21 protein-coding genes and 2 pseudogenes are annotated in these 26185 nt (G+C 56.8%); 12 read left to right on the forward strand and 11 right to left on the reverse strand.

Annotation, left to right across the window (positions count from 1 at the left end; all coding sequences use genetic code 11):
* The first annotated feature begins 3 nt into the window (after positions 1–3).
* Complete coding sequence (locus tag PI739_RS12145) at positions 4–666, forward strand: response regulator (RefSeq protein WP_003393295.1); 663 nt, start codon at positions 4–6, stop codon at positions 664–666.
* Complete coding sequence (locus PI739_RS12150) at positions 663–2030, forward strand: ATP-binding protein (RefSeq protein ID WP_003431077.1); 1368 nt, start codon at positions 663–665, stop codon at positions 2028–2030. Before PI739_RS12145 ends, PI739_RS12150 begins: the two co-directional genes overlap by 4 nt.
* Before the next feature lie 39 nt (positions 2031–2069).
* Here PI739_RS12150 and PI739_RS12155 read toward each other — a convergent pair whose 3' ends face one another.
* Positions 2070–3305, reverse strand: a complete 1236-nt coding sequence (locus PI739_RS12155) for a HAMP domain-containing sensor histidine kinase (RefSeq protein ID WP_054082147.1) — start codon at positions 3303–3305, stop codon at positions 2070–2072.
* Between the two features lie 11 nt (positions 3306–3316).
* A complete protein-coding gene (locus tag PI739_RS12160) occupies positions 3317–4006 on the reverse strand; it encodes a response regulator transcription factor (protein WP_003363397.1) in 690 nt (229 codons plus the stop codon).
* 216 nt (positions 4007–4222) lie between these two features.
* Here PI739_RS12160 and bamA point away from each other — a divergent pair, with 216 nt between their 5' ends.
* Together bamA and PI739_RS12170 are read left to right on the forward strand one after the other, a co-directional pair.
* Positions 4223–6595: an outer membrane protein assembly factor BamA gene (gene bamA / locus PI739_RS12165; protein ID WP_054082146.1), complete on the forward strand. Its 2373-nt coding sequence runs from the start codon at positions 4223–4225 to the stop codon at positions 6593–6595.
* Between the two features lie 119 nt (positions 6596–6714).
* A complete protein-coding gene (locus tag PI739_RS12170; protein WP_003363403.1) occupies positions 6715–7128 on the forward strand; it encodes a hypothetical protein in 414 nt (137 codons plus the stop codon).
* A gap of 19 nt (positions 7129–7147) precedes the next feature.
* Here the strand turns inward: PI739_RS12170 and PI739_RS12175 are convergent, their stop codons facing one another.
* Positions 7148–8047, reverse strand: coding sequence for a LysR family transcriptional regulator (locus PI739_RS12175; RefSeq protein WP_054082145.1), 900 nt, complete (start codon positions 8045–8047; stop codon positions 7148–7150).
* 88 nt (positions 8048–8135) lie between these two features.
* Between PI739_RS12175 and PI739_RS12180 the strand changes: the two genes are divergently transcribed.
* On the forward strand, positions 8136–8936 hold the full coding sequence (locus tag PI739_RS12180; protein ID WP_054082144.1) for an NAD(P)H-dependent oxidoreductase: 801 nt from the start codon (positions 8136–8138) through the stop codon (positions 8934–8936).
* 82 nt (positions 8937–9018) lie between these two features.
* On the opposite strand, the gene PI739_RS12185 is transcribed toward PI739_RS12180, so the two are convergent.
* Together PI739_RS12185 and PI739_RS12190 are read right to left on the reverse strand one after the other, a co-directional pair.
* A complete protein-coding gene (locus PI739_RS12185; protein WP_054082143.1) occupies positions 9019–10047 on the reverse strand; it encodes an alpha/beta hydrolase in 1029 nt (342 codons plus the stop codon).
* Entirely contained in the window at positions 10044–11306 is a 1263-nt protein-coding gene (locus tag PI739_RS12190; protein WP_271351865.1) for an MFS transporter, read from the reverse strand. The genes PI739_RS12185 and PI739_RS12190 overlap by 4 nt, the downstream gene beginning before the upstream one ends.
* A gap of 106 nt (positions 11307–11412) precedes the next feature.
* Here PI739_RS12190 and PI739_RS12195 point away from each other — a divergent pair, with 106 nt between their 5' ends.
* Complete coding sequence (locus PI739_RS12195; RefSeq protein WP_003363413.1) at positions 11413–12306, forward strand: LysR family transcriptional regulator; 894 nt, start codon at positions 11413–11415, stop codon at positions 12304–12306.
* 15 nt (positions 12307–12321) lie between these two features.
* On the opposite strand, the gene PI739_RS12200 is transcribed toward PI739_RS12195, so the two are convergent.
* A complete protein-coding gene (locus PI739_RS12200) occupies positions 12322–13434 on the reverse strand; it encodes an XAC2610-related protein (protein WP_054082141.1) in 1113 nt (370 codons plus the stop codon).
* Positions 13435–13593: 159 nt separating this feature from the next.
* Here PI739_RS12200 and PI739_RS12205 point away from each other — a divergent pair, with 159 nt between their 5' ends.
* Positions 13594–14874 (forward strand): mechanosensitive ion channel family protein, encoded by a 1281-nt coding sequence (locus PI739_RS12205; protein ID WP_080377418.1) that lies wholly within the window; start codon positions 13594–13596, stop codon positions 14872–14874.
* 39 nt (positions 14875–14913) lie between these two features.
* Here PI739_RS12205 and PI739_RS12210 read toward each other — a convergent pair.
* The 3 genes and pseudogenes from PI739_RS12210 to PI739_RS12220 form a co-directional block, all read right to left on the reverse strand.
* Positions 14914–15175, reverse strand: a pseudogene (locus tag PI739_RS12210) (transposase); the annotation flags it as partial.
* A gap of 289 nt (positions 15176–15464) precedes the next feature.
* Positions 15465–16742, reverse strand: a complete 1278-nt coding sequence (gene drt2, locus PI739_RS12215; protein ID WP_054082139.1) for an antiviral reverse transcriptase Drt2 — start codon at positions 16740–16742, stop codon at positions 15465–15467.
* 503 nt (positions 16743–17245) lie between these two features.
* Positions 17246–17404 (reverse strand): hypothetical protein, encoded by a 159-nt coding sequence (locus PI739_RS12220; protein ID WP_154583529.1) that lies wholly within the window; start codon positions 17402–17404, stop codon positions 17246–17248.
* Positions 17405–17938: 534 nt separating this feature from the next.
* Between PI739_RS12220 and PI739_RS12225 the strand changes: the two are divergent.
* Together PI739_RS12225 and PI739_RS12230 are read left to right on the forward strand one after the other, a co-directional pair.
* Positions 17939–20058: pseudogene (locus PI739_RS12225) on the forward strand (alpha/beta hydrolase domain-containing protein).
* Between the two features lie 170 nt (positions 20059–20228).
* The gene (locus PI739_RS12230) at positions 20229–21269 is read left to right on the forward strand and encodes a DUF4062 domain-containing protein (RefSeq protein WP_271351868.1); all 1041 of its coding nucleotides are present in this window, start codon (positions 20229–20231) and stop codon (positions 21267–21269) included.
* Positions 21270–21621: 352 nt separating this feature from the next.
* On the opposite strand, the gene PI739_RS12235 is transcribed toward PI739_RS12230, so the two are convergent.
* Complete coding sequence (locus PI739_RS12235) at positions 21622–22128, reverse strand: hypothetical protein (protein WP_003363434.1); 507 nt, start codon at positions 22126–22128, stop codon at positions 21622–21624.
* A gap of 249 nt (positions 22129–22377) precedes the next feature.
* Here PI739_RS12235 and relB point away from each other — a divergent pair, with 249 nt between their 5' ends.
* Complete coding sequence (gene relB / locus PI739_RS12240) at positions 22378–22572, forward strand: type II toxin-antitoxin system RelB family antitoxin (protein WP_003363436.1); 195 nt, start codon at positions 22378–22380, stop codon at positions 22570–22572.
* A gap of 13 nt (positions 22573–22585) precedes the next feature.
* Here the strand turns inward: relB and PI739_RS12245 are convergent, their stop codons facing one another.
* Entirely contained in the window at positions 22586–23461 is an 876-nt protein-coding gene (locus tag PI739_RS12245; protein ID WP_054082138.1) for a LysR family transcriptional regulator, read from the reverse strand.
* Between the two features lie 100 nt (positions 23462–23561).
* Here PI739_RS12245 and PI739_RS12250 point away from each other — a divergent pair, with 100 nt between their 5' ends.
* Together PI739_RS12250 and dctA are read left to right on the forward strand one after the other, a co-directional pair.
* A complete protein-coding gene (locus tag PI739_RS12250; RefSeq protein ID WP_003431122.1) occupies positions 23562–24731 on the forward strand; it encodes a mandelate racemase/muconate lactonizing enzyme family protein in 1170 nt (389 codons plus the stop codon).
* A 102-nt stretch (positions 24732–24833) separates the two neighbouring features.
* Positions 24834–26141, forward strand: coding sequence for a C4-dicarboxylate transporter DctA (gene dctA / locus PI739_RS12255; protein ID WP_003431124.1), 1308 nt, complete (start codon positions 24834–24836; stop codon positions 26139–26141).
* Positions 26142–26185 lie beyond the last annotated feature (44 nt).

Here is a 26185-nt window from a genome sequence, read left to right on the forward strand (position 1 = left end):
ACCATGCGTCTGCTGCTTATCGAAGACGACGTTGCACTGGGCGAAGGCATTCAGCAGGCACTCAGCCGGGAAGGCTACACCGTTGACTGGATCAAGGACGGTAGCAGCGCCCTGCATGCCCTGCTCAGCGAGAGCTTCGATCTGGCCATTCTCGACGTCGGCCTGCCGACGCTGAGCGGCTTTGAAGTGTTGCGTCGACTGCGTCACAGCGGCTCGACGCTGCCGGTCATGATCCTGACCGCACGCGACGCCACCGAAGACCGGATTATCGGCCTGGACAGTGGCGCTGACGATTACCTGGTCAAACCCTTCGATGTGTCCGAGCTGAAAGCCCGCTTGCGCGCCCTGCTACGCCGGAGTGCAGGACGCGCCAAGGTGCTGATCGAACACAACGGCATCCGTCTGGACCCCAGCACGCAACAGGTCAGCTATCACGATGCTGCAGTTGCGCTGACGCCCAAGGAATACCAATTGCTGTATGAATTGCTCTCGCCACCAGGCAGGGTCATGACCCGCGAACGGCTCATGCAACTGCTCTACGGCTGGAACGAAGAAGCCGAAAGCAACACCCTTGAAGTGCACATTCATCATCTGCGCAAAAAGTTTTCCAGCACCCTGATCCGTACCATTCGAGGCGTGGGTTACCTGGTGGAGGAGCGTTCTTGAAGTCGATACGCCGCCGCACACTGACCCTGATCATCGGCCTGCTGCTGTGTGGTCTTTTGGTCCTGACGCTGTTCAACGTGCATGACAGCAATCACGAAATCGCGGAAATCTACGATGCCCAGCTGGCGCAGAACGCAAGACTGCTGGAAGGCGTGATGCGCATGCCCATGGAGCGCAAGGAGCACGCGCAGCTCTATCAGGCCTTCAATCAGGCGCTCGCCCAGGCCGAACCGCGTGTGGACGGCCATCCTTACGAGGGCAAGATCGCCTTTCAGGTCTGGGACAAGGACAACAATTCGCTGGTACACACCGCCAGCGCACCGACCTTCACTCATCCGCCACAGAGCACCGGGTTCAGTGATTTCAATGACATGACCGGCCATCAATGGCGAGCCTTCGTGCTCAGGGACCAACAGCACGGGCTGCTGGTCTGGGTCGGTGAGCGCGATGACGTGCGCTCGGATCTGGTCAACCGCATTGTGCGTCACACGGTCTTGCCGAACCTGATCGGCAGTCTGGTGCTGATGATCGCCATCTGGCTGGCGATCCGCTGGGGGCTGAGGCCACTGGCCGATTTCGCCAATACCCTGCGTGGCCGTAACGCCGGCTCTCTGCACCCTCTGCAACTCAACGCCCTGCCCGCTGAACTGGAGCCCATGCAGGCCGCCCTGAACCGCCTGCTGGGGCAGATTCAGGACCTGCTCAAACGCGAGCGACGCTTCATTGCCGATGCGGCCCACGAAATGCGCACGCCTCTGGCGGTCCTGCGGGTGCACGCGCAAAACGTCCTGGAAGCGCACAACGAAGAGCAGCGGCAACAGTCGCTGGGCTACCTGATCATCGGCGTGGACCGTACGACGCGGCTGGTCAACCAGTTACTGACCATTGCGCGCCTGGAGCCCGGCCCTTCGCCAGCGGGCAAGGTAGCGGTGGATCTGGTCAGCGCCGTGCGCGACAGTCTGGTGCAGCTGACGCCGTGGGTGCTGAGCAAGCATCTGGAGCTGTCCTTTGAATGCACTGAAGCCAGCCGCGAAGTCATGGTCGACTTCCCCGCGCTGGACATTGCCTTGCACAACCTGATCACCAATGCCGTCAACTTCTCACCCGAAGGTGGCCAGGTCACGGTGGGGCTGACATTCAGTGAGCATTGCTTCCGGCTCAACGTCGACGATCAGGGCCCCGGTATCGATGAGCAGGAGCGCGAGCGCTTGTTCGAGCCGTTCTACAGCCGTGGCAACGATCAAGGCGTGGGTCTGGGACTGGCCATCGTGCAGAAAGTCGCGCTATTGATGGGTGGCAACGTGAGCCTCGACAATCGTCCGCAGGGTGGGCTCAGGGCCAGTCTGCAGGCGCCGCTGCGCTGAGCATTGAGCAACGCGCCGAGGGACGGTCATCGAGCGCAGTCACGACACCGGCAGCAGTACATCGACCACCAGACCGCCGCCCGGCCGATTGCGTGCGGCGATCTGCCCGCCGTGCATTTCGATAGCCCGCAGGGCGATGGCCAGGCCCAGACCAAAGCCCTGCGCGGCATTCTCCGGACCGCGCTCGAAGGGCTGGAAAATCCGTTGCAGACACGCCTCGTCCACACCTGGCCCCTGATCGATGACATTGACCATCAGGCACAGCGGCTGGGCCTGAACGTTGGCGACCACCACCACATCCGTGCCGACCGCCGTGTGGCGAACGGCATTGCGGATCACGTTTTCGAAGGCCCGATAAAGTAATTCGCTGTCGACCTGGGCGACGAAAGATCCGGGAGCCTGCAGCCTGACCCGACACTGCTTCAGTCCGGCCTCGAATTCGGCATCTTCGACGATGGCTGCCAGCAGGCTGATGACATCGACCTGGTCGCGGGTCAGGCTTTCGACATCGCTCTGCATGCGCGCCAGGGTCAGCAATTCTTCGATCAGCGAGTCCATTCGCTCCGATTCGCGCTCGATGCGTTCGAGCATGTCCAGTTGGGTCGGCTCCTGGCGCAGCAGGCCGATGGCGGCACTCATGCGCGTCAGCGGCGAACGCAGCTCATGGGAAATGTCATGCAGCAGTTGTTGCTGGGAGTCGGCCATGACCTTGAGCTGATTGGCCATGCGGTCGCAATCCTCGGCGAGGTCGACGATTTCATCGCGCCGGCGGCCCATATCAGGTTTCACCCGTGTGTCGAATCGGCCTCTGGCGACCTTGCCCATCGCCTCGCGCAATTTAATCAGCGGTGCCACCAGATAGCTGCTGAGAAACCAGCTGAACAGCGCACTCATGACCGTGCCGGTGATCAGCGGATTGAGGTGAGAGGGTTGATCGTCATGGTTGGGGCGCTGGGTAGAGCGGATATGCACGATTGCACCTTCGCGCGTACGCACGGCGAGTTCGAAGCGAGGGTTTTCCAGCAAATCGCCCGCCAGCAGCATCCCCTGGCTGTCGTACAGACCGACCTTGCTGTGACCCTCCGGCTGCCAGGCATCAAGCAACGCCTGCCCTGCGGCAATGCCCGAGCGCTGCAAAATGCGCACTTCGTTGTCGAGCACCGTGCTGAACGAAGGATCGCCACGCCCCGACTGGGTGAACATGAACAGGCCGGCACCGACCATGAAGGTCAGGCTGGTCGCCAGCCAGAACGCCAGAAACAGCTTCCAGAACAACCGGCTCGGTCTCATGGCGTGATCAACATATAGCCCAGATTACGCACGCTCTGTATCCAGCTCTGGTTATCGTTGCGCGGGCCGAGCTTGTGGCGAATGCTGCTGATGTGCACGTCGATACTGCGATCGTAGCGGGCCAGCGGCCGTCCCAGCGCGTTCATCGACAGGTTCTGTTTGCTGACCAGTTGCCCGGCATGCCGCGCCAGCTCTTCGAGCAGGCAGAACTCGTTGCCGGTCAGTTCAAGCGTCACGCCCTGCCAGCGCGCTTCACGCTTGCCTGGCCAGAGCATCAGCTCTCCGGCCTGAATCACCTCCCTGACCGTCTCGATCACCGGCACCGCACGCACCCGGCGCATGATCGCCCGCAGACGCGCCACCAGCTCACCCGGAGAGCTGGGCTTGGGCACGTAATCGTCGGCGCCCAATTCCAGACCGGAAATACGGTCGATATTGTCGCCGCGTGCGGTCAGCAGAATCACCGGCACCTGGCTTTGCGCACGGATCCGCCGCAGCACCTCAATGCCGGAGATGCGCGGCATCATGATGTCCAGCACGACGATGTCGTGACGCCCGGACAAGGCTTCAACCTCGCCCTCTTCAGCGCTGTTGGTGCAGGTCACGTCGAAGCTTTCACGGGTCAGGTACTGGCTGAGCATTTCCGTCAGTTCCCGATCATCATCGACAAGCAATACGGAAGTCATGGCAGGCCCTTGATTGGTGGTTGCCGATTATCCCGGCGCTGCTGCGGCGTGTCAGCCGGGCTCGTTGATCTTTACCTAACCTTACACGGCGTTAACCGTCCCCAACATGCCCTCCCCCTATGCTGCGCAGCCAACAGCGCCCGCCGGACCGGCCCTTTCTGGCGTGTCATCGGCAGCGCTCAAATGCCTTTGTCGCAGCTTTCTGGAAAGGGTTTGATGATTTCTTCGCGTCTGCTTCTATCGTTCTGCCTGTTATTCAGCATCCCGCTGGTACACGCCGATACTTTTGCCATCTCGGACATCCGCGTCAACGGCCTGCAACGCGTATCTGCCGGCAGCGTATTCGCTGCGCTGCCGCTCAATGTCGGCGATCAGGCCGATGAGCAGCGTCTGGCCGACGCGTCGCGCTCACTGTTCAAGACCGGTTTCTTTCAAGACATCAACGTTGCACGCGATGGCAATGTGCTGGTGATCAATGTAGTCGAACGCCCTTCTATCGCCAGTATCGAGATTGTCGGCAACAAGGTCATCAGCACCGACGACCTGATGAAGGGGCTCAAGCAGTCGGGGCTCAGTGAGGGCGAGATATTCCAGCGCGCCACGCTTGAAGGCGTGCGCAATGAACTGCAACGCCAGTATGTCTCCCAGGGCCGCTACAGTGCCTCGGTCGATACCCAGGCGCTGCCTGCACCACGCAACCGCATTGCCCTGAAAATCACCATCGACGAAGGGACGGTGGCGTCGATCCAGCACATTAACGTGGTCGGCAACACCGTGTTCTCCGATGAACAACTGGCTGATCAGTTTCAGCTCAAGACCAGCAACTGGCTGTCGTTTTTCAAGAACGATGACAAGTACGCCCGTGAAAAACTCTCCGGCGACCTGGAACGACTGCGCTCCTGGTACCTGGACCGCGGCTACATCAACATGGATATCAACTCGACGCAGGTATCGCTGACACCTGACAAGAAAGGCGTGTTCATTACCGTCAACATCACCGAAGGCGACCGGTACACCGTGGGCAGCGTCAAACTGGGCGGCGACCTGAAAGTACCGAAGGACCAGCTCGAACAACTGATTCTGGTCAAACCGGGGCAGGTGTTTTCACGCAAGGTCATGACTGACACCACCAACCTGATCACTCGTCGTCTGGGCAACGATGGCTACACATTCGCCAACGTCAATGGCGTGCCGAAAGCCAACGAGGCCAATCACACCGTCGATATCAGTTTCGTGGTCGACCCCGGCAAGCGCGCCTACGCCAACCGCATCAACTTTCGCGGCAACACCAAGACCGCCGATGAGGTGCTGCGCCGTGAAATGCGTCAGATGGAAGGCGGCTGGGCCTCGACCTACCTGATCGACCAGTCGAAGGTGCGCCTGGAGCGTCTCGGTTTCTTCAAGGAAGTGAACGTCGAAACGCCAGCGGTCCCCGGCACCGACGATCAGGTGGACATCAACTACGCCGTCGAAGAACAGGCCTCGGGCAACATCACCGCCAGCGTGGGCTTTTCGCAAAGCGCCGGGCTGATACTGGGTGGCTCCATCTCGCAGAACAACATCCTCGGCACCGGCAACTTCGCCAGCCTTGGCATGACCCGCTCCGAGTACCAGACCAAGTACAACTTCGCGTTCACCAACCCGTACTTCACGCCTGACGGGGTGAGCCTGGGCTACAACGTTTTCTACAACGCGACCGACTACAGCAAGTACTACGACGATGACGACGAGGTCTCCTACTATTCGCTCAACAGCGTGGGCGCCGGGGTCAACCTCGGCTATCCGATCAGCGAAACATCGCGCCTGACCTACGGGCTGTCGATCCAGCGTGACACCCTCGACGCCGGCAGCTACAGCGCTGACGAGATCTACGACTTCATCGAGCGCGAGGGGGATGCGTTCACCAACCTCAAGGCCAGCGTCGGCTGGTCGGAATCGACCCTCAACAAAGGCGTACTGGCCACCCGCGGTCACTCGCAAAGCCTGACCCTGACCAGCACCGTGCCGGGCAGTGACCTGCAGTTCTACAAACTCGACTACAACGGCCAGACCTTCCTGCCGCTCAGCGACACCACCTCGCTGCGCCTGCATACCAAACTCGGCTACGGCAACGGTTACGGCGATACCGACGGCCTGCCCTTCTACGAAAACTATACGGCGGGCGGCCAGGCCACCGTGCGTGGCTTCAAGGACGGCACGCTGGGGCCACGCAATACCCCCGCCACCGGCACCTACGCCAGTCAGGGGCAGATCTACTATTCCGACCGCGACACCGAAGCCCTGGGCGGCAACATCCTGATCACCGGCGGCATGGAATACCTGTTCCCGATGCCCTTCGTCAAAGACCAGAAATCCCTGCGCACCTCGCTGTTCTGGGACTTCGGCACGGTTTACGCGGACAAGTGCTACCTGACCACCACGCAGAACTGCGGCAACATCAATATCGACCAGATGGCCAGTTCGGTCGGCGTCGGCGTGACCTGGTACTCGCCGCTCGGCCCCCTGAGCTTCGACCTCGCCGTGCCGATCAAAAAGCCCGAAGACGCCGAGACCCAAGTGTTCCAGTTCTCGCTGGGCCAGACCTTTTGAGGCGGAGCTTTTACAGCATGAACAAGGCGGTCTTTACCCAGCATTACCTGGCCCGGACCGCGCTTTACATCCCGTCGTTGAATACTGCCTGCACTACTCATCAGGTCAGGAGTCGTTACATGAGCCGCGAAGTCAGACAGATCACCCCCGATGTGCAGGAAATCATCCAGCACGCCTTGCGCTCACTGCTGGGCAAAGGCTTCGTCATCGCGCTGTTCGGCAGCGAGGATGCAACCGGGGCCATGCACTACCACCTGCGTATCGACCACGACGCCACGGGGCTGGGCATCGAGCATCACGACAACGTCGAAGACGGTTTCATCGACGATATCTTCATGCTCGCCACCCGCATGAAAGCCATGCTCAAGCACCGCGAAACCCTGTCTCGCATGCACGGCGGCAGCCAGGCGACGGGTCAGGTGCGGCTGCTGACCTGGATCACCGAGGACAACAGCCAGACAGTCACGCAAACCGCCGAGGCTGCGGGGCGCGAGTGTTTGAGTGCGTTACGCGAACGCAGGCTGCGGGCTTGAATCATGAGCGCCGCACGGCTCAATCAATGGCCGAAGCCATCAGTTCTCGTAACCACATATGAGCCGGATCACGGTGCAAACGCTCAGGCCACAGCATGAGCATTTCAAACCCGGGAATCGAAAGCGGCGGTTCCTGAACCACGAGCGTCGGCTGGGCGCGCACCAGCCGTTCGGGCACCACTGCAACCAGATCGCTGCTGGTCAGTGCAGACACCAGCGAGCCGAAATGCGGCGCCGACAACACGACCCGTCTGCTTAACCCCTGCGCCGCCAGGGCCTGATCGGTGCTTCCGGCGAACCCGCCGCCGTTGGGAGACATGACCGCATGCTCCAGCTCACAGAAACGTGTCAGCGATACGGGCTGCACAAAATCCGGATGATCATGCCGGGCAGCAAGCACATAACGTTCATGGATCAACGACCGCTGACGCAGCTTGGGCGGCGCCTCATCGCGGGTGTGCAACGCCAGATCCAGTCGACCGCTTTCTAGATCCGCGGCAAGGCTGACCGGGTGCTTGTTCAACAGGGCCAGGCGCGTACCCGGAGCACTGCTGCGCAACCTGCCGAGCGACGGCCATATCAACGCGATGGTCGCGTAGTCGCTGGCGGCCACGCGCCAGGTGTGATCGGCCTTTGCCGGGTCGAAATCCCGGCCGGGCAGCAAAGCGGACTCCAGCGCTGCAAGCGCCTGCCTGAGCGGTTCGCGCAGTTGTTCAGCCCGCGCAGTCGGGGTCATGCCCCGCGGTCCCGGCAACAGCAATGGATCATCCAGTACCTGCCTCAGCCTGCCCAATTGCAGGCTGACCGTCGGCTGAGTCAGGTTCAGCCGATGCGCCGCGCGGGTCACGTTCTGCTCCGAGAGCAATGCATCCAGCGTGATCAGCAAATTGAGGTCGATACGCCGCAAGGTATTGTTCATGCACATACCCAGTGTTTGGGAGATTGATTTCCAGCATACCCGATCGAGTCTGTAGCGTTGCCTCATGACAGACAAACCGGAGCCCCTCATGAACGTACTTATTGTCTACGCCCACCCCGAACCGCGCTCGCTGAATGGGTCGTTGAAAGACTTCGCAGTCGATCATCTGCAGAGTAAAGGCCATCAGGTGCAGGTGTCCGACCTTTACCAGATGGGCTGGAAGGCGACAATCGACGCCAACGATGCACCAGGCCTTGAGAGCAGCAGCCGCTTTGACCCTGCCCTTGAGTCGCAACGCGTATTTGCCGCCGGTATTCAACCGCCGGACATCGAGGCCGAACAGGCCAGATTGCTCTGGGCAGACGCCGTCATATTTCAGTTTCCGCTATGGTGGTTTTCGATGCCGGCGATCATGAAAGGCTGGATAGAGCGGGTGTACGCCTGTGGTTTCGCCTACGGCGTGGGCGAGCACAGCGACCAGCACTGGGGTGATCGATACGGTGAGGGAACGCTGGCAGGCAAGCGCGCCATGCTGACGGTGACCATGGGCGGCTGGGAGTCCCACTACAGCGAGCGTGGCGTAAACGGAGCGCTGAACGACGTGCTCTTTCCTATCCAGCACGGCATCCTGTTCTATCCAGGTTTCGATGTGCTCGCGCCCTTCCCTGTGTACCGGGCAGGCAAGGTGGACAGCGCGACATTTGCCCGCATTTGCGCCGATTACGGCAACCGCCTGGATACCCTGTTCACCCTTGAGCCCTTGCCGTTTCGCAGGCAGAACGACGGTGACTACGAGATCCCGGCACTGACATTGCGTCCTCATCTTGCAGTGGGTCGGCAGGGACTGGACATTCACCTTCGTGATGAGGATGAGCCTGCATATCTTTAGGCAGATTTGAAACCACCAGTGACCGATAATGAAAAGGCCCTGATCGTGCAGGGCCTTTTCATACGTATTGTCTTCCGGCGGATTACTTCAGGTTGTTCTTGAAAAACTCGCCCAACTTGTCGAACGGGATCAGATCGACCCGATCATACAGATCCACATGCCCGGCCTCCGGCACGATGATCAGTTGCTTGGGCTGGCCGGCCAGTTTGTACGCTTCCTCGCTGAACTCCAGAGAGTGCGCCTTTGAGCCGGCGATGAACAACATCGGGCGTGGCGAGATGGTCGCGATGTCGTTGAACGGATAGAAGTTCATGAACTTGATGTTGCTGGTCAGCGTCGGGTGAGTGGTCAGTTCGGGGGACTGGCCTTCAGGCGTGAACTCGCCCCGTGGCGTGCGATAGAAATCATAGAACTCGCGTTCGATCGGGCCGGATGTGTCAGTCAGTTTGTGTACCGTGCCGCTGGTGTACGCGGTGTCGCCGCCGTTGTATTCCACGTCGCGCTGCAGTGCCGCCTGCTCGATGATCTTCTTGCGCTGCGCCAGCGTCTGCGAATGTTTCAGGCCGTTGCGGTTGGCGGCGCCCATGTCATACATGCTCACCGTGGCGATGGCTTTCATGCGCGGGTCGATCTTCGCGGCACTGATGACAAAGCTGCCGCTGCCGCAAATCCCCAGCACGCCGATTCGTTTTTTGTCCACGAAGGTCTGCGTGCTCAGGAAGTCCACTGCGGCGCTGAAGTCTTCGGCGTAGATATCCGGTGAAACGGCATTACGCGGCTGGCCTTCGCTCCCGCCCCAGAACGACAGGTCCAGCGACAAGGTGACAAACCCTTGCTCGGCCAGTTTCTGCGCGTAGAGATTGGCGCTTTGCTCCTTCACCGCCCCCATCGGATGGCCGATGATGATGGCCGGAGCTTTAACGTTCGGGTTCGAGCCTTTGGGTATAAACAGGTTGCCCGCGACTTTCATCTTGTACTGGTTGTTGAACAGCACTTTTTGCGCAACGACCTTGTCGCTTGTGTAGAAATTATCGGCACCTTGAGACATGTCTGCTCCTGTCGCAGCGTATGAGCTGATTAAAAGCCCAAGCATCAAAAGAATCTTTTTCATGGCGTGTTACCTCGTTGATAAATTGACCCGCGTTTATCTGCCCGGCCCTGACCGGTGTTGCTTTCCTGCAGGGACGCGTTGTCGCGTGCCGTCCAGGCCAGCGCGGCCGAACACGCCAGTAACACGCCACCGAATGCGAACGGGCTCCACCAACCGAGGCTGTCGAACAGCGCGCCGCCGATGCCGGCCCCGGCGGTGATCGCCAATTGAATGGTCGCCACCATCAGGCCGCCGCCTGCCTCGGCATCGTCGGGCAGCGTGCGGCTCAACCACAGGCCCCAGGCGACCGGTGCAGGTGTGGCAATCAGCCCCCAGACGGCAAGCACAATGGCGACGGACTGAGGTGAATGGCCCAGGCCGGTCAGCGCCACGGCCAGCACCGCCATCAGCAACGGAATGGCGATCAGGCAGGCATACAGGCCTGTGTGCAGCAGCCTGCCGATCAGGTAGGTGCCGACCAGCCCGCTGGCCCCCAGCGCCAAAAGCATCAGGGACAACGTGTTGACGCTGACCCCGGTGATCTCTTCCAGAAACGGGCGCAGGTAGGTGAAGACGGCGAACTGGCCCATGAACAGCAACAGGATCGCGCTCATGCCGACGGCCACTTGCGGGTTGCGCAGCAGGCGGAACGGATTGCGTGCCCGGTTGTTCGGCTGGCTGCGCATGGCCGGCAGGCTCAGCCACTGCCAGGCAAACGCCAGCGCCGCGAGCGGGATAACCAAGAAAAACGCCCCGCGCCAGCCGATGTACTGGCCCATGAAGCTGCCCAATGGCGCGGCGACCGTCGCCGCCAGCGCATTGCCGCCGTTGATCAGTGCCAGGCCCTTGGCGACCGATTGCTTCGGCACCAACTTCATCACGGTAGCGGTCGACATCGACCAGAAGCCGCCAATGGCAATCCCGAGCAATGCACGGCCTGTCATGAACAACCAGCCGTTGGAGGCCAGCGTGACGATCACGCCAGACACCAGCAGCAACAGGCTGAAGCCCAGCAGGACAGGCTTGCGATCCAGATGTCCGGTCAGCGGCGTGTTCAGCAGACTGGTCAGCACGGCAAAAAAGCCGGAGATCGAAATCGCCTGCCCTGCCTGCCCTTGGCTGATGCCGAGGTCCTGCGCGATAGGTGTCAGCAGGCTGACCGGCATAAACTCCGACGCAATCAGCACCACCACACACAGCGCCATCGAAAACACGGCGCCCCAGGCTGGCGAATGAGTGGTTATTTCGGACTGCTTCAGGGTTGAATCAAATGCTTGCATGCGTCCTGACCTGGCGACGTTAAAAATGAGTCGGCACAGGTTAGGGCAAAGGTATTAGGATGATTAGACACCACAATTTATACGCGCTTGTGAGAAGGATTCAGTAATGAGCACACCCAAACTCAATGACCTGCAAGCCTTCCTGCAGGTGGCACGCGATCAGAGCTTTACCAAGGCCGCGACCAGACTGGGCGTTACGCCTTCAGCCCTGAGCCACACCATGAGGGGCCTTGAAGAGCGCATGGGCCTGCGCCTGCTGGCGAGAACCACCCGCAACGTGGCCCCGACCGAGGCTGGCGAACGGCTGATGCGCTCGATCGGGCCGCTGCTGGATCAGATTGCCGCAGAAGTCGAAGTGCTGGGCGAACTGCGCGACAAACCCGCCGGCACCATTCGCATTACCTGCTCCGATGACGCCGCAGAAGGCATCATCCGCCCGATGCTTGCAGGGTTTCTGGCGCAGTACCCGGATATTCAGATCGAGATCTGCATCGACTACGGCTTCACCAATATTGTCAGCGAACGTTTCGATGCGGGCATCCGTCTGGGGGAGTCCATCAGCAAGGACATGATTGCCGTGCGCCTGGGGCCTGACTGGCGCTTGTCAGTGGTCGGCTCGCCGGCCTACTTCGAGCGACATCCCGTCCCGCTGCAGCCTCAGGACCTGACTCAACACACCTGCATCAACATCCGCCACTCGCCAAACGGCAGTTGCTACGCCTGGGAGTTCGAGAAGGACAGCCGCAAGCTCAACCTACGGGTCAACGGGCAATTTACGTCGAACAGCATGATCCATGTGCTCAACGCCGCACTGGACGGCGTGGGCCTGGCCTACGTGCCGGACTCCATGGCCGAGCCGCACATCGCCAGCGGCCGCCTGAAAGAAGTGCTGGTCGACTGGAGCCCTTACTTCGAAGGTTTTCACTTGTACTACCCGAACCGGCGACAGGCGTCGCCGGCATTCAGCGCGTTTGTCGAGGCGGTGAGGTATCGGGGCTAGCACCCCGCCGCCTGATTACTGCGCGGCTTTCAACGCATCCGCGACCTTGTTCAGCGAACCTTGAGCAGGCTCGGCAAGCAGCTTCAGTTCGGTGGTTTTGCCACGCACCACCACTTGCACGGCGGTGGGCGCACCCTTTGCGTCACCCACGATCCGGTAAACGGTGTCGCCGCGCACAAAGCTCAATACGTGACTGGCAGCGTCGTACTTCAGTTGCTCACCGTCAGCCTGCGGAAACAGCAGCCCGACCTGATTCTTGCTGTCCACCGCCGCGTAGAAGACCGGGCTTGCGTCCCCTGAGCGGAACAACACAATGCGCTTGCCGGACGGCGCAAGCCTGAACGACAGGAGAATCTCACGCGACTCGTCTTCCTCCCAGACGATGCTGGTGGTGTGCGTCATCTTGCCATTCTGATTGCGACTGACTGTTTCAGTCGGCAGTCCCGACCCGCCGGTATGGTCAAGGACCGTCTGCGTTTCCAGAACCGGCTCGCCATTACGGATGCTGTAGGTAGACGTCTGGTGCCAGCAGCAACCGTCCTTGGTCATGGTCTCGATCTTGCGGGCTTTCTCATCCACGCTGAACAGGCCGCAGTTGTTTTGCGCCAGTTCGGTAAACGAATCGCTGTGCCGGAAACCATCGGCCGTGCCGAGAAAGACCTGATACGAGGGGCCGTGATAGCAGCTGTTCTGCCCGTCCATCAAGGCCAGGTCCTTGATGCCGTCGAAGTTGAAATCCTGATAGATCAGTACGCTCTGTTCGCCATAGGGCAATTCGTGCACGTTGGTTTTGACCTTGCCGGTTTTCGGGTCAGTGCCAAGCACCAGCTCATCGGACTGCACGCGGATCAAGGCCGCACCGCTGGCCTTGTCGTACACGTTGATCACGCCGGGACGAAACACATCGTCTTTGGCGGAAATATCCAGCGTCGCACGGTATTTATCGGAAAAGTCCTGCAGGGCGTAGTTCTCCCGGGGCGAGCCCGCGAAACCTGCTGCGTCCATTTCACCGTAGGTCGGTAACGCGCCGGCGGCACTGACCAATGTCGACGAGGCCAGACCGACCAGTACCCACAAGGCCTGCAACCCGAGACGTGACGCACAGCGTTGAACGATGGATAGGTGCAAGACGCAACTCCTTTGATAATGAGCGATGAGTCTACTTCAGCGATCGATACAATTTTAAATCATTGCCCGACGTGCACTTCGTGCTCACGGGCCGCCCCGTCCGACCCGGTAAATGTTCTAATCACGCCCCCCTCTTCGCTCAACGGGCCCGATGCTTTTATGGATATTCACTCGCTTTGGCTCAAGACCCAGGAAATCTGGGACATGCTCGATCAGCACCCGTGGGTACGCACCGGGCTGGCGCTGATCCTGTTGCTGACCGCCGCACTGGTGCTTGGCCGCGTGGCGCGCTTTCTGGTGCTGTACGCCGTCAGGATGCTCGGCCGTCAGCCGTCCCTGCACTGGGTCAACGACTTCCGCCACAACAAGGTCTTTCACCGACTGGCGCAGATGGTGCCGTCACTGGTCATTCAGTTCGGCCTCACGCTGGTCCCGGGCCTGAGCACTGCGGGCCGGAACGTGATCGGCAACATCGCCATGGCGTTCACCATCCTGTTCATGACATTAGCCATCGGCACCCTGCTCAATGCCCTGCTGGACATCTACGCGCGCACCGAACACGCCCGCACGCGCTCCATCAAGGGTTACGTGCAACTGTCGAAGATGATCCTCTACGTCTTCGCCGGGATCATCATCGTCGCCACCCTGATCGACCGTTCTCCCCTGCTACTGTTGTCCGGCCTCGGCGCCATGTCGGCGGTCATCCTGTTGGTCTACAAGGACACCCTGCTCTCCTTCGTCGCCAGTGTGCAGCTGACCAGCAACGACATGCTGCGCGTCGGCGACTGGATCGAAATGCCGCAGGTCGGCGCGGATGGCGACGTGGTGGACATCACCCTGCACACCGTCAAAGTGCAGAACTTCGATAAAACCATCGTCTCCATCCCGACCTGGCGCCTGATGTCAGAGTCGTTCCGCAACTGGCGCGGTATGCAGCAATCAGGCGGACGGCGCATCAAGCGCAGCCTGTTCATCGACGCCAGCGGCGTGCGCTTCGTTCGCGACGATGAAGAACAGCAACTCATGCAAATCCACCTGCTCACCGACTACATCGGCCGCAAACAGGCCGAACTGCTGGCCTGGAACCAGGCACAAGGCAACGTCGCACAAATGTCCGCCAACCGCCGGCGCATGACCAACATCGGCACCTTCCGCGCCTACGCCCTGGCGTACCTGAAGAGCCACGTCGACATCAACCCGAACATGACCTGCATGGTTCGCCAGCTCGAACCCACCTCACAGGGCATCCCGCTGGAAATCTACTGCTTCACGCGCACGACGGTGTGGGTGGAGTACGAGCGGATACAGGGGGATATTTTCGATTATCTGATTACGGTGATGCCGGAGTTCGGGTTGAGTTTGTATCAGCAGCCGAGTGGAGCGGATATGCGGGTGGGGTTGCGGGGGGAGTCGGTTGGCGTTGATCCGAACAGAACTTAGCACTGTAGCGGCCAACTAATCTTGGAAGCGGCGTTAAGCTTTTTTAAAAATAGATTTCTCCTGCTCAAGCCGGACAGCTCAGCTTCCAGCTCCTGAGTTTTTTGCTGCTCGGTCGTAGGGGCTTTGCTCTGCGGGGTCACACCGTTGCGCTCCTATCGAAGCCGGTTGACCCCATTACATAACGTAGACTTGCCTCCAAAGCTAATGGGAAGCTTTGATATAATCATAGACTTGATCGAGCACGAAGCCCTGCAACCTCGCGTTTGAATTCAGTGGAAAAGGTGCGACGTTGTTTGGTCATCAGCCCCCCCTATCTGACAATATTCCTGCCTAAATGAGCGTCGGAAATAATTAGAACACTACAACAGATGTCTATTGACTTCCGCTCACTTCTAATGGCTCGATAGAAAATTATATTATCAATAGGCCATTTTTTCCGTGCTAACATTAAAGACTTTTACAGAAGAATCTGAGGTTTTGTTCAGGAGACGTCGTATCTAGACTTTAGCTATGCATGCATATAGCTCGTGTAAGCCAGACCCAATAAGCAGACATGGGAGGCTATTCACGTATTTAGCGTCTGGCGGCTTTTAGTCTTTTATTTCTTGCTGAACCTTCTGCCAATGTGCACGCAACTGTTGCCTGATAGTTTTAGAACCCATAATCTTGGCAGCACGATAGCCGTAAGTTATGAAATTTCGGCGTCCTAAGTGAGTATATCCTTTATAGATAGCACGTAAAAACAACCCTTTATCCGCCTCTCCTCGAGTACGCCGCAAAACATTTATACGGTCTTTAGATTTTTTAGCCAACCCCACCCGAGACTTCATTTTCTTATAATATCGAGTTAGGGAAGCGGGCCGAATAAAAATACGCTCTCCGTCAAACATGAACCCCAGATACTGTATAGGTTTTTCAGTGCGGAGATTCCCAAGAGCATCGCGAGAGAACTGCTGAATATGAGTTTTTTTGTGTTGAACGTCAAGCAACATTTTTCTAATCTCTGCTTCAACATACTCCTGTATATTATCCTGCGCGTGTACAGGACAGATAATCATAATATCATCACAATACCGATAATAGACAGACTCAGTCTCAGAGAGATAAAGGAGCATGGACCTGTCAAAATCCAGCATATACATATTGGAAAGAATCGCACTAATAGGCGACCCCTGAGGAATGCCATACCTTTCATTATTTGGCACTACAAGCTTATTCTCTCGAATAAGAGTTCTGAATTCTTTTGCACTGCATAGCCTATTATTGATCACAGCTGGATTGTGCACAGAAACACCCAAGGCTTTTAGGGCATCCAGCCTGTTTACGGAAGAATACTTTGTTATAGCCTTAAATACCGAATAATGATCATCAGGCAGACTGGAAACTTCTAGCAACTCTTGCCAAACTTTCTTGAGGAGTCCGTGATTCAGTCTATCGAAGAATTTCTCAATATCAAAACATAGCACGCTACTTTCTTCGCGAGCTTTTATTTCTTGAAATGCATTATGTGCATGATGAATATTACTCTGCCCGCCAAGAGATCGAAAGGCAAGCACAGATGTTTGAAGACCATGCGTCCTGAGCTTTTCCTCATACTTCGAAGACAAAATTGACGAGTAGTATGCATAGATATTAGAATCCATGTGAGCCGCATACGATATAGGCCGTACTTTTTCCGTCACTTCGAAAGTTCGAAACAATGTATTATATTTGGTCTTTTTTGTTATCGTCGCATTGCGAATAAAAGGATAGAACGAGTGCACGCATACCTTGGCCGGATCAGAAACGTACTGAAATGCGACTCGCAAACCGACTGGACGATCAAAATGCAAATAATGTCGAGGCTTATACCAACTATTTTCTTCCATGATTTACCTATCAAGCCAACCGGTGAGACTCGGATGGCGGCAATCCTGAGCGCCTCACCGGCTAATCTTAAATGTTCCCCACACTATCCATCCATACACGTATACAAGCTGTATGAACTAGGCCGCAACTGCTAGGGATGACGTATAATGTCAGTATCACTGTTTGTATAATGCTTGGAGGTGCTCAATGAAGAGTTTCCGCACATCATTGTTTAGTCTGCTGGTCGCTTTCGCGGCGAACCATTGCGAACTTGACAATCTGTGATTCACCTTATGGCCAAATGCCACAAGCGGTATTACGTTAGCACACATCGAATCCCGTTCCAAATCGATTTCAGCTTTACGGACTATTCTCATTGCAGAAACCATCCAAGCCTTATGCTTAACACCCTGATATTAAAGCTTTTTTCTACAAAACTTTAAGGCTGAAAGGAGCATACAACACCCGACTGAGCACCTCAGATGGACTCACACCTAGCAGGCAGGAGATTGGTCATGAGCACTCAGACTTTTCCAATTGTGTCGGAACTGAGGAACAGGCCGCCAGCTAAGACACGCGATTTCGTGCGCAGCCGAAGAATCTCGGCCCGGATGCCATCAAGCGGAATATGAATCGCGGGTAAATCCGTATCGACAGCTGCCACCATCAAATCACCGAGCACTCAACCTTCCAAGGCGACCGTTACGTGGAATGCCATGCGGTGAAAGACAACGTGTACGTTGCCCACAGCCGAATCATCGCGCCGATATGAATACTGTCGAAGTGCTTCAGGAGAAAATCAGCACTTGCGCAACTTTTTTGCGACAAAGCGTGCAAAGCACGGGTAAAAAACCAATGCTATACGCTATCGGCAACAGAAGCAGCTTTGAGGTAATATGCAGCAGAAAGTGTCGACGAGTTACACCAACTAATAAAGCGCTTCGACGGTAATGTTTTGTTTCGTGGCCCGACCTCCCGGTACGGCGAGGTCGGGCTACCCCAATTGGAACGTCCTTCGACAGGAAGGAATGCATGACCTACATAGCCACTGCCCACCAGGATGCTGGAATTGGCAAGGCGTGCTCTCGGAACGCTCACGAATTTACGATAACCGAGCTAGCTGCGAGCTATGCTTGAAGCCTTTTTGTCTGTACAAATCATCGTCATCAGAGCATCAAAAGCCATCCATAAAAAAAATGACAAATTGGGGGTAAGGATGAATCGCCTATTTCATGCTGCAGCGTTGGCAAGCTCCATGATGATCGTTGCAGCACCCGCCCAAGCCCGTACTACACAGCTGGAGATCCTGCGGACCGAACCCGCTTTCGGAGGCGAAAGCTTCGGGAATACAGGGGTTTACGAACGCGTATTTGCGCGCGCTCATGGTGAGTTAGACCCAGGAGCTTCTGGAAACAAGATTATTCAAGACATCGAACTTGCGCCCCGTACCATCGCGGGATGGTCGAATACACGACTGATGTCGCAATCCTGCGTCCCGCTGACGTGGCCAAATCGAATGACATTCTTCTATTCGACGTGCCAAATCGCGGCTCTAAGCGCGCGATGTTATTGTTCAACGCTGATATGCAGGGTAGTCCAGCAGCGTTCAACAACTTCGAAGTCGCCGGGGACGGTTTTTTACAGCGCCAGGGTACGACGCTGATCGCGTTTGCCTGGCAGGGAGACGTTGCCCCGGGCGACAACCGCATGATGGTGCAATTGCCGACGGCCATAAATACTGATGGGTCGCCGGTAACAGGTGTGGTGCGCAGTGAGTTGACCACGCTCTCACCGACCGTCAGCCTTAACCTGTCTGCAGGTTGGTTCACCTCCACCCCGCCTCATACCAGCTATAAATCGGTTGAAACCGACAATACCAAAGTGCTCTCGGATGGCTTTCGTCCGACGTTGACGGTGCGTTCGCGGGCAAATGCGCCCAGGCAGGAAATTCCAGTGAATGACTGGAAGTTTGGCGATTGCAATACGCCAAACGAAACCCAGATATGCCTACCCGCTGGTTTTCAGCCCGGCAAGCTTTACGAGCTGATATACCGGGCCAAGGAGCCGGCGGTAATGGGTATCGGTTTTGCGATCGCACGGGATGTTGGTGCGTTTTTCCAGCAGGCTGAGCATGACGATAAAGGTGTGCCCAACCCTGTCGTGCATGGGCCCAAGGTCAAGTCGATTATCACTGGCTCATCACAATCCGGCCGATTCATCCGCAGCATGATCGCACTGGGTTTCAACCGCAGCGAGGAAGGTCATCGGGTCTATGATGGTGCGATGCCGCATATCGGTGGCGGCCTGATGCCGCTCAACATCCGATTTGCTCAACCTGGTCGGGCGTGGGGCCAGCAGGTCGATCATGATTCCCCTGCTTACGATTTTCCGTTTACCTATGGCCGGGAAACCGACCCTGTTACCGGACGCTCGCAGGGTTTGCTGGATCGCTGCAACGATAACAACACCTGCCCTCTGATATTCCACATGGCAACGGCCCTTGAACTTTGGGAGGGACGCCAGTCGCTTGGCCTTACCGACCCACTCGGCTTGCGCGATACACATGAACCGGAAAACGTCCGCACTTTTATTATGGCAAGTACACAGCATGCCCCGCCGTCTTTGCCACTCCCGGCTAATCCACCCTTTGGGCTTTGCCAGGTCCAATCAAATCCCAATCCACACACCTGGACAATGCGCGCAGCGTTCATCAACCTCGTCGGTTGGGTACGTGATGAGACAACACCACCCGCTTCGATAAAGCCTTCTGTGGCGGACGGCACCCTCGTGCCGGCGGACAGGGTCAGTTTCCCGCTCATCCCCGCGACCAATTATGGTGGCGTTACGCGCCCCGCGCTCCGCTACACCGGTGCCGTCAACAGCCTGCAAGTGCTTGATTTTGGACCTGGTTTTCGTCCCGAAGACAGCTCTGGCATTCTCACAAACGAGCCGCCGAAATCGGGGGTCGGCAGTTACGGCCTCTTGGTACCTCAAGTGGATGCAGACGGAATTGATGTGGGTGGCGTTCGGGATGTGTATCTAGGCGCTCCCATCGGAACTTACACGGGTTGGAATACCTTCCGGCCCGAATTTTTTGATGGTGGCTTTTGTAACTTCCAAGGCAGCTTCCTCCCGTTTGCCGCGACGAAGAAAGAGCGAATCGTGGCCGGAGACCCTCGCCTTTCCCTGGAGGAACGCTACCCCACGAAAGAGGCTTATGTGTCTGCAGTGAGTAAAGCTGCAGACTCGCTGGTTGAGGCGCGGATGCTGCTTCCTGAAGACCGTGAGCGGCTTGTAAAGGAGGCGCAGGAGAAAGGTGTGCGTGTAGGGCCTTGAGCAGGGGTGATTGCAGCTGGCGGTAACTAACGGTACGGCGTCTGATCTGAATGTAGAGGCGTTTGATCATATGGTCGTTAACCCACCCTTCAACACCAAGATTAGCTGCAACAATCCCATCTGGCAGCAGTCCAAATCCGCACATGTGCCAGCGTTCAGAGGATGTACTGATGAAGGTGTTCATAAGCTCCGTGGTAAAAGGATTCGAGCATTTCAGGGCCGCAGCCAAAGACGCCGTGGAAACATTGGATATGAAGCCGATCATGAGCGAGTACTTCGGGGCGCGCACATATTCTTCGGAGCATGCCTGCCTGACAGAGGTCGACCAATGCGACGTTTATATTCTCATCCTCGGTGCTAATTACGGCTATGAACCCCAGCCAGCCCTCTCTGTTACGCAGCAGGAATTTCGCCAGGCGGTAAGCAAGCGTAAGCCGATTCTGGTTTTTATCCAGCAGACAGACTTTGATCCGAAGCAGGCTGTGTTCGTCAATGAGGTGTCCGACTACAAGCTAGGTTTTTTCAGAGCTTCATTCTCTGATCCCCAAGAGCTGTTGAAAGCTATCGTCCAAGGCCTGAGCAGGATGGAAAAATCCAAAAACTCACTTCCCGAGAAAGCTTTTCACGAGCGCATCATGGAGGCATCATGCGCTCGTTCGTACAGTGGGCACTCTTACACGCCAAAACTTGAGTTTGCCTTTTTGCCACAGCCCGTTGAGCAGCATGCTGTGCACGGGGCTACCCAACGCCGTGATGATATTTTCCAAAGCCTTCATAATCTGGGCTTAGCGAAGTTTAAGCAGGGCTATGAAGAATGGGATGACAGGTCGTTCACGGGTTTGAAGTCGGGAGAAACGTCCTGGCGTGTTTTCGACGACGGTCTCATCCTGTTGGAAACTGATGCAAGTGTGCCGGTGGAGGGGCGTACTGCTGGTCTCTATTTCGTTTCTCCAACCAGCCTGTCCAAGCTGATTATGTCCTGCTTCGAAGTGGCCGCATTCAACAGTGGCTGGTATCGCATTACGTTGAAGAACTTAGAAATGGCGAAGATAGAAGAGCCACCAGCGACTGCCTCCAACAGCTATACAATGCCGATGCGTCGTGAAAAGTTTGTCAGCGAGTCACGACTTTTCATACCTGCCACACGTCCCATGGTGGAGCAATGGACACAGGAAAGCATCGTAAGAATGGCCAGAAGCTTGGCCTATTGATCTGTGTACCCCAAATACGCGCCTCGGTCACCATGAGCCGAGGGAGTCCTGTTCAGCCTTCAATGTGCCATAGGCACCCAACAGCGTTTCCGCATAACTCCAACTGCCGACAGTCATTAAGGTTGCCTAGTGGTCCGCATTGACGTCATCTGGCTCTCCACCGAACCGATGGATACGCGTGCAGGTATGTCGAACGCGCTGGCTAGGTTGCCGACGTAGCGACCAGTGAGATTGGCCAATTACTATCGCATCGTCAGCCGATGCCTGCCTGAGTCACGCATGACTCTCGCGAGCGCCTAGCGCCAATGTCTTCTAGTCCCATAATCTCGGATCCAGCCTCAAAACGAGAACGCTATCGGCCAAGCACACTCGCGAACCAGTTACAGTCCTGAAACTGGGCAGTAAACTTAAGCAACTCTCGGTTGATCTGGTCAACTGTTCCAACTATACCGCTCTCAGCCAATGAATAAGCATCCTCGAAATAGCCGCACAGGCTAAGAGCGTCAGGAAAGTCGTAATTCGATCGAAACCAGGATTGATACATCCCCTCTGCTAAGACCTTTCCAAAATCAGGATCTGCAAGTAGTCTTTCATGTGCCTTGGCGAGCACATAGGGCAACACCTCTGCGCGGCTCAAGGAGGGAGTCCCGACTCGAAGTAACTGATTTGCGGTGTCGTACCGATTCGAGTCACTCATCAGCGCGAGCTCTATCAGTTCATAGGTAGGATTTCCCCGTGCAGTGATCTGATCGTCCGCCCATTGCACAATGTCCGAAACCTCAAGAAGACGTAGCTCTAACGCTTCTCTTAGGTAAGAGATCTGGTCATCAACACTAGGGCTATGAATGTTCCTTGCCATGCGTTCTTTCCGACTTTCCTATAAATAACTATATCCTAATTCAGTAGGAAAACATTGTCGTCTGCTCTCGAAAAATCGAAGGTAATGGAAACTCTAGAAATCGTGCCAATTGTAAGTTGCAGGGGGCGTCAGCGCTGCTCGGGGCTGATCCGGCGATAGAGCCGTTTCCTACAGAAAATTAGGCAGATAGGCGCAGATAATACGCCGCTGAGCACCTAAGATGGATTCACAACCAATAGGAGCTGAATCATGAGCGCTCGAATTTCTCCAATCGCGCCGGAATTTGAAACTGAGGAACAGGACACCCGCTATGACAAGTGGTTTTGTACGCAGGTCCAAGCCTCAATCAACTACCCAGCGCCTAATATTCCAAACGATCAGGTCATGGCCGAGATGCGGGCGCTTTTAAAGTCGAAGCAGCTCGCAGCCATTGACTTTGATTGAACAATCTCGCGGATCACTGTCCCGCCCTCCCCCAGAACTCTTCGACCGGTTGACTGGACAATGCTTTTGGCCGGGTCAGATGAATCTCCAGTGGTATATCCCAGCTTTCGTCCAGCGCTCTGACCAGGCGACCATCAAGAACCTCCTGTTCGGTGAGGCTCTTGGGTAACCACGCTACGCCTTTGCTTTCTAGGGCCATGGACATGAGCACCGCCGCAAGATGGCTGCTGAACAGTGGTTTGAGGTGCAGGTAATCTTCCTTGCCGCGCAGTCGGTGGGCGACGATACGGCCTAGTCCGGATTCGTGGGTGTACGCGAGGTAGGGCAACGCCGCAGGCGAGGTGCCGACGTTGGCGGAGGCGCTTGCAAGCGGAACGAGAACGTCCTCACCCACTTTCTTGCTGACAAACTGATCAGGGGCCAGTAGAGGCGGAACGTCGGGGTGGCGGTGGCAGAGCAGAAACTGCACCTGACCATGTATCAGCATCTGCTCACAAGCAGCCATGCTGTCGGAATGCAGTTGTACGGCCTCGATCGGGGCACCGTTTTCTGCGGTTCTGAGCCACTTGGGAAAGAACGTGAACGACAGAGAATGAGTGGCTGCAAACCGCAACGACCTGGCTGCCACGCCAGCGACTTCTTGAGCCTCACTGCGCATTCTGTACAAGTGCCGGGCAGCTTCCTGAGCACTGGGCAAAATCTGCCTTCCGGCCTCGGTGAGGGTGGCTCCTTGCGGTGTGCGGACAAATAACTCCACCCCCATCCAGTTCTCCAATGAACGAACTCTTCGGCTGAACGCCGGCTGGGTGACATGGCGTGCTTCAGCGGCACGAACAAAGCTGCCGTACTCCGCGAGCGCTGAAAGGTCTTCAAGCCAGACGAGTTCCAAGGGCCATGCCTCCTGTGCATAGGGTGCGGCATTAATAGCATTGGGCGGGTGGCGTCGCAACGCATAACGTGGCGCTCACAAACAACAAGAGGAGCCCGTCATGCGCATCGTAGACATTCGTGAAAAAACTGTTTCTATCGCCTCCCCTATTGCCAACGCCTACATCGACTTTTCGAAAATGACCTGCTCGGTCGTCGCTGTGATTACCGATGTGATTCGCGACGGTAAACCTGTTATCGGCTACGGCTTCAACTCCAATGGTCGCTATGGCCAGGGCGCACTGATGCGTGATCGTTTCCTGGCGCGCATCACGGAAGCTGACCCGGACACCCTTGTCGATCATGAAAACAACAACCTCGATCCGTTCGCCATCTGGAAAACCCTGATGACTAACGAGAAGCCGGGCGGCCACGGCGAGCGCTCGGTTGCAGTGGGCACGATCGACATGGCTGTGTGGGATGCTGTTGCCAAGATTGAAGGCAAACCTTTGTATCGTCTGCTGGCCGACCGCTATCGCGAAGGTGTCGCCGATGACAAGGTCTGGGTCTACGCCGCGGGTGGCTACTACTACCCTGGCAAAGACCAGACCAAGCTCAAGGCAGAAATGCAGAGTTATCTGGATCGGGGCTACGACGTCGTCAAGATGAAGATCGGTGCAGTGCCACTGGATGAGGATATCCGTCGCATCGAAGCGGTGCTTGAAGTGGTTGGGGACGGTCGTCGACTGGCGGTCGATGCCAACGGTCGTTTCGATCTTCAGACCGGAATCGCTTACGCCGAAGCCATCAAGAAGTACAACCTCTTCTGGTACGAAGAGGTTGGCGATCCGCTGGACTATGCATTGCAGGCCGAGCTTGCCAATCACTATGAACTGCCCATGGCTACCGGTGAAAATCTGTTCTCCCACCAGGATGCCCGTAACCTGTTACGCCACGGCGGTATGCGCCCTGATCGCGACTATCTGCAGTTCGACTGCGCTCTGTCCTATGGGCTTGTGGAGTACATGCGCACCCTCAAGGTAATGGAAGAAATGGGTTGGTCTTCCCGCCGCGTAGTTCCACATGGTGGTCACCAGATGTCCCTGAACATCGCAGCCGGCCTGCACTTGGGCGGCAACGAATCTTACCCGGATGTGTTCCAGCCTTTCGGCGGTTTTGCGGACGGGATCAAGGTAGAAAACGGTTATGTCGGCCTGCCGGATATTCCAGGTGTTGGCTTCGAAGCCAAGTCCGCCTTGTACGCAGTCATGCGCGAGTTGGGCGAAGGCTGATCTCCCTAGATCTGCGGCCTCCTTGAGAGAGGCCGCAGCATCAGGCGTCACCTACTGACGCCAAGCCACATGCCCATCACAAAAATAAAATGAGGTGCTTCCGTGGAAATCTCCAAAACCCGCTGGTATAGCCAGCTGTATGTGCAAGTGCTGATCGGCATCGTGATCGGTGCAGCCATCGGTTACTTCGTGCCTGATGTCGGCGCCAAGCTCCAGCCCTTTGCCGATGGTTTCATCAAGCTGATCAAAATGCTGTTGGCACCCATCATTTTTGGTACGGTGGTTGTAGGCATCGCAAAGATGGGCAGTATTAAAGAAGTCGGACGGATCGGTGTTAAAGCGCTGGTCTACTTCGAGATTCTTTCAACCATCGCGCTGGTGATTGGCCTGATTGTGGTCAACATTGTGAAGCCTGGCGCGGGTATGAATATCAACGCCAGTACGCTTGATGGCAGTGCTATCAGCAAGTACAGCCAGGCTGCCAGTGAGCAAGGAGGCACTATCGAGTTCTTTCTCAATATTATCCCGAATACCTTTCTTGGCGCGTTCTCCAATGGCGTGATGCTTCAGGTGATCCTGCTTTCGGTACTGATGGGTATTGCACTGGTGCAAATGGGCGAAACCAGCAAGCCGTTGATCAATACCATTGATTTGTTCCTGCAAGGTCTGTTCAGGATCGTTGCAATGGTCATGCGCCTGGCCCCTCTGGGTGCTGGTGCCGGCATGGCGTTCACGATCGGCAAATACGGAATTGGTACTCTGCTGTCACTCGGGCAGTTGCTGGTCGCCCTCTACGTTACCACCTTGATTTTCATCGTGGTGGTGCTGGGCTCGGTTGCCAGATGGTCGGGCATGCCGCTGATGCAATTCCTCCGCTACTTCAAGGATGAAATTCTCATCACACTGGGCACCTGCTCGACAGAAGCCGTGCTGCCGCGAATGATGGCCAAGCTTGAAAAGCTTGGCTGCAAAAAGTCGGTAGTGGGCATGGTGCTGCCAACGGGATACACCTTCAACGCGGACGGCACCTGTATCTACCTCACAATGGCCGCCATCTTCATCGCTCAGGCGACCAATACGCCACTGACATTTGTAGATCAGATGATTCTACTGGGGGTGTTTCTGCTGACGTCCAAAGGCTCGGCCGGAGTGGCGGGTGCGGGGTTTGTGACGCTGGCTGCAACGCTCACAACCATCCACTCCATTCCTCTGGTAGGTCTTGTATTACTTCTGGGCATTGACCGGTTTTTGAACGAAGCGCGGGCCGTGACCAACCTGATCGGTAACGGCATCGGCACCCTCGCCATTGCCAAGTGGGACAACTCGTTCGATGTCGAGGCCTGCGAGCGTGAAATCGCCGCGATGAAAGATGAAAAAACAGCGAGAAAAGCATTATTGGCGCAAAAGTAACCCTCGGAGCACCTTGGTCATGCCGTTCAAATACGGCATGACGG

Source organism: Pseudomonas cerasi (assembly GCF_027983475.1).
GTDB classification, from domain to species: Bacteria; Pseudomonadota; Gammaproteobacteria; order Pseudomonadales; family Pseudomonadaceae; genus Aquipseudomonas; species Aquipseudomonas cerasi.

What these genes read in the sequence shown, in the direction of transcription:
- PI739_RS12145 (WP_003393295.1), top strand. Translation starts at nt 4, where the DNA reads ATGCGTCTGCTGCTTATCGAAGACGACGTTGCACTGGGCGAAGGCATT.
- PI739_RS12160 (WP_003363397.1), bottom strand. Translation starts at nt 4,006, where the DNA reads ATGACTTCCGTATTGCTTGTCGATGATGATCGGGAACTGACGGAAATG.
- bamA (WP_054082146.1), top strand. Translation starts at nt 4,223, where the DNA reads ATGATTTCTTCGCGTCTGCTTCTATCGTTCTGCCTGTTATTCAGCATC.
- PI739_RS12170 (WP_003363403.1), top strand. Translation starts at nt 6,715, where the DNA reads ATGAGCCGCGAAGTCAGACAGATCACCCCCGATGTGCAGGAAATCATC.
- PI739_RS12175 (WP_054082145.1), bottom strand. Translation starts at nt 8,047, where the DNA reads ATGAACAATACCTTGCGGCGTATCGACCTCAATTTGCTGATCACGCTG.
- PI739_RS12180 (WP_054082144.1), top strand. Translation starts at nt 8,136, where the DNA reads ATGAACGTACTTATTGTCTACGCCCACCCCGAACCGCGCTCGCTGAAT.
- PI739_RS12185 (WP_054082143.1), bottom strand. Translation starts at nt 10,047, where the DNA reads ATGAAAAAGATTCTTTTGATGCTTGGGCTTTTAATCAGCTCATACGCT.
- PI739_RS12190 (WP_271351865.1), bottom strand. Translation starts at nt 11,306, where the DNA reads ATGCAAGCATTTGATTCAACCCTGAAGCAGTCCGAAATAACCACTCAT.
- PI739_RS12195 (WP_003363413.1), top strand. Translation starts at nt 11,413, where the DNA reads ATGAGCACACCCAAACTCAATGACCTGCAAGCCTTCCTGCAGGTGGCA.
- PI739_RS12205 (WP_080377418.1), top strand. Translation starts at nt 13,594, where the DNA reads ATGGATATTCACTCGCTTTGGCTCAAGACCCAGGAAATCTGGGACATG.
- drt2 (WP_054082139.1), bottom strand. Translation starts at nt 16,742, where the DNA reads ATGGAAGAAAATAGTTGGTATAAGCCTCGACATTATTTGCATTTTGAT.
- PI739_RS12230 (WP_271351868.1), top strand. Translation starts at nt 20,229, where the DNA reads ATGAAGGTGTTCATAAGCTCCGTGGTAAAAGGATTCGAGCATTTCAGG.
- PI739_RS12235 (WP_003363434.1), bottom strand. Translation starts at nt 22,128, where the DNA reads ATGGCAAGGAACATTCATAGCCCTAGTGTTGATGACCAGATCTCTTAC.
- relB (WP_003363436.1), top strand. Translation starts at nt 22,378, where the DNA reads ATGAGCGCTCGAATTTCTCCAATCGCGCCGGAATTTGAAACTGAGGAA.
- PI739_RS12250 (WP_003431122.1), top strand. Translation starts at nt 23,562, where the DNA reads ATGCGCATCGTAGACATTCGTGAAAAAACTGTTTCTATCGCCTCCCCT.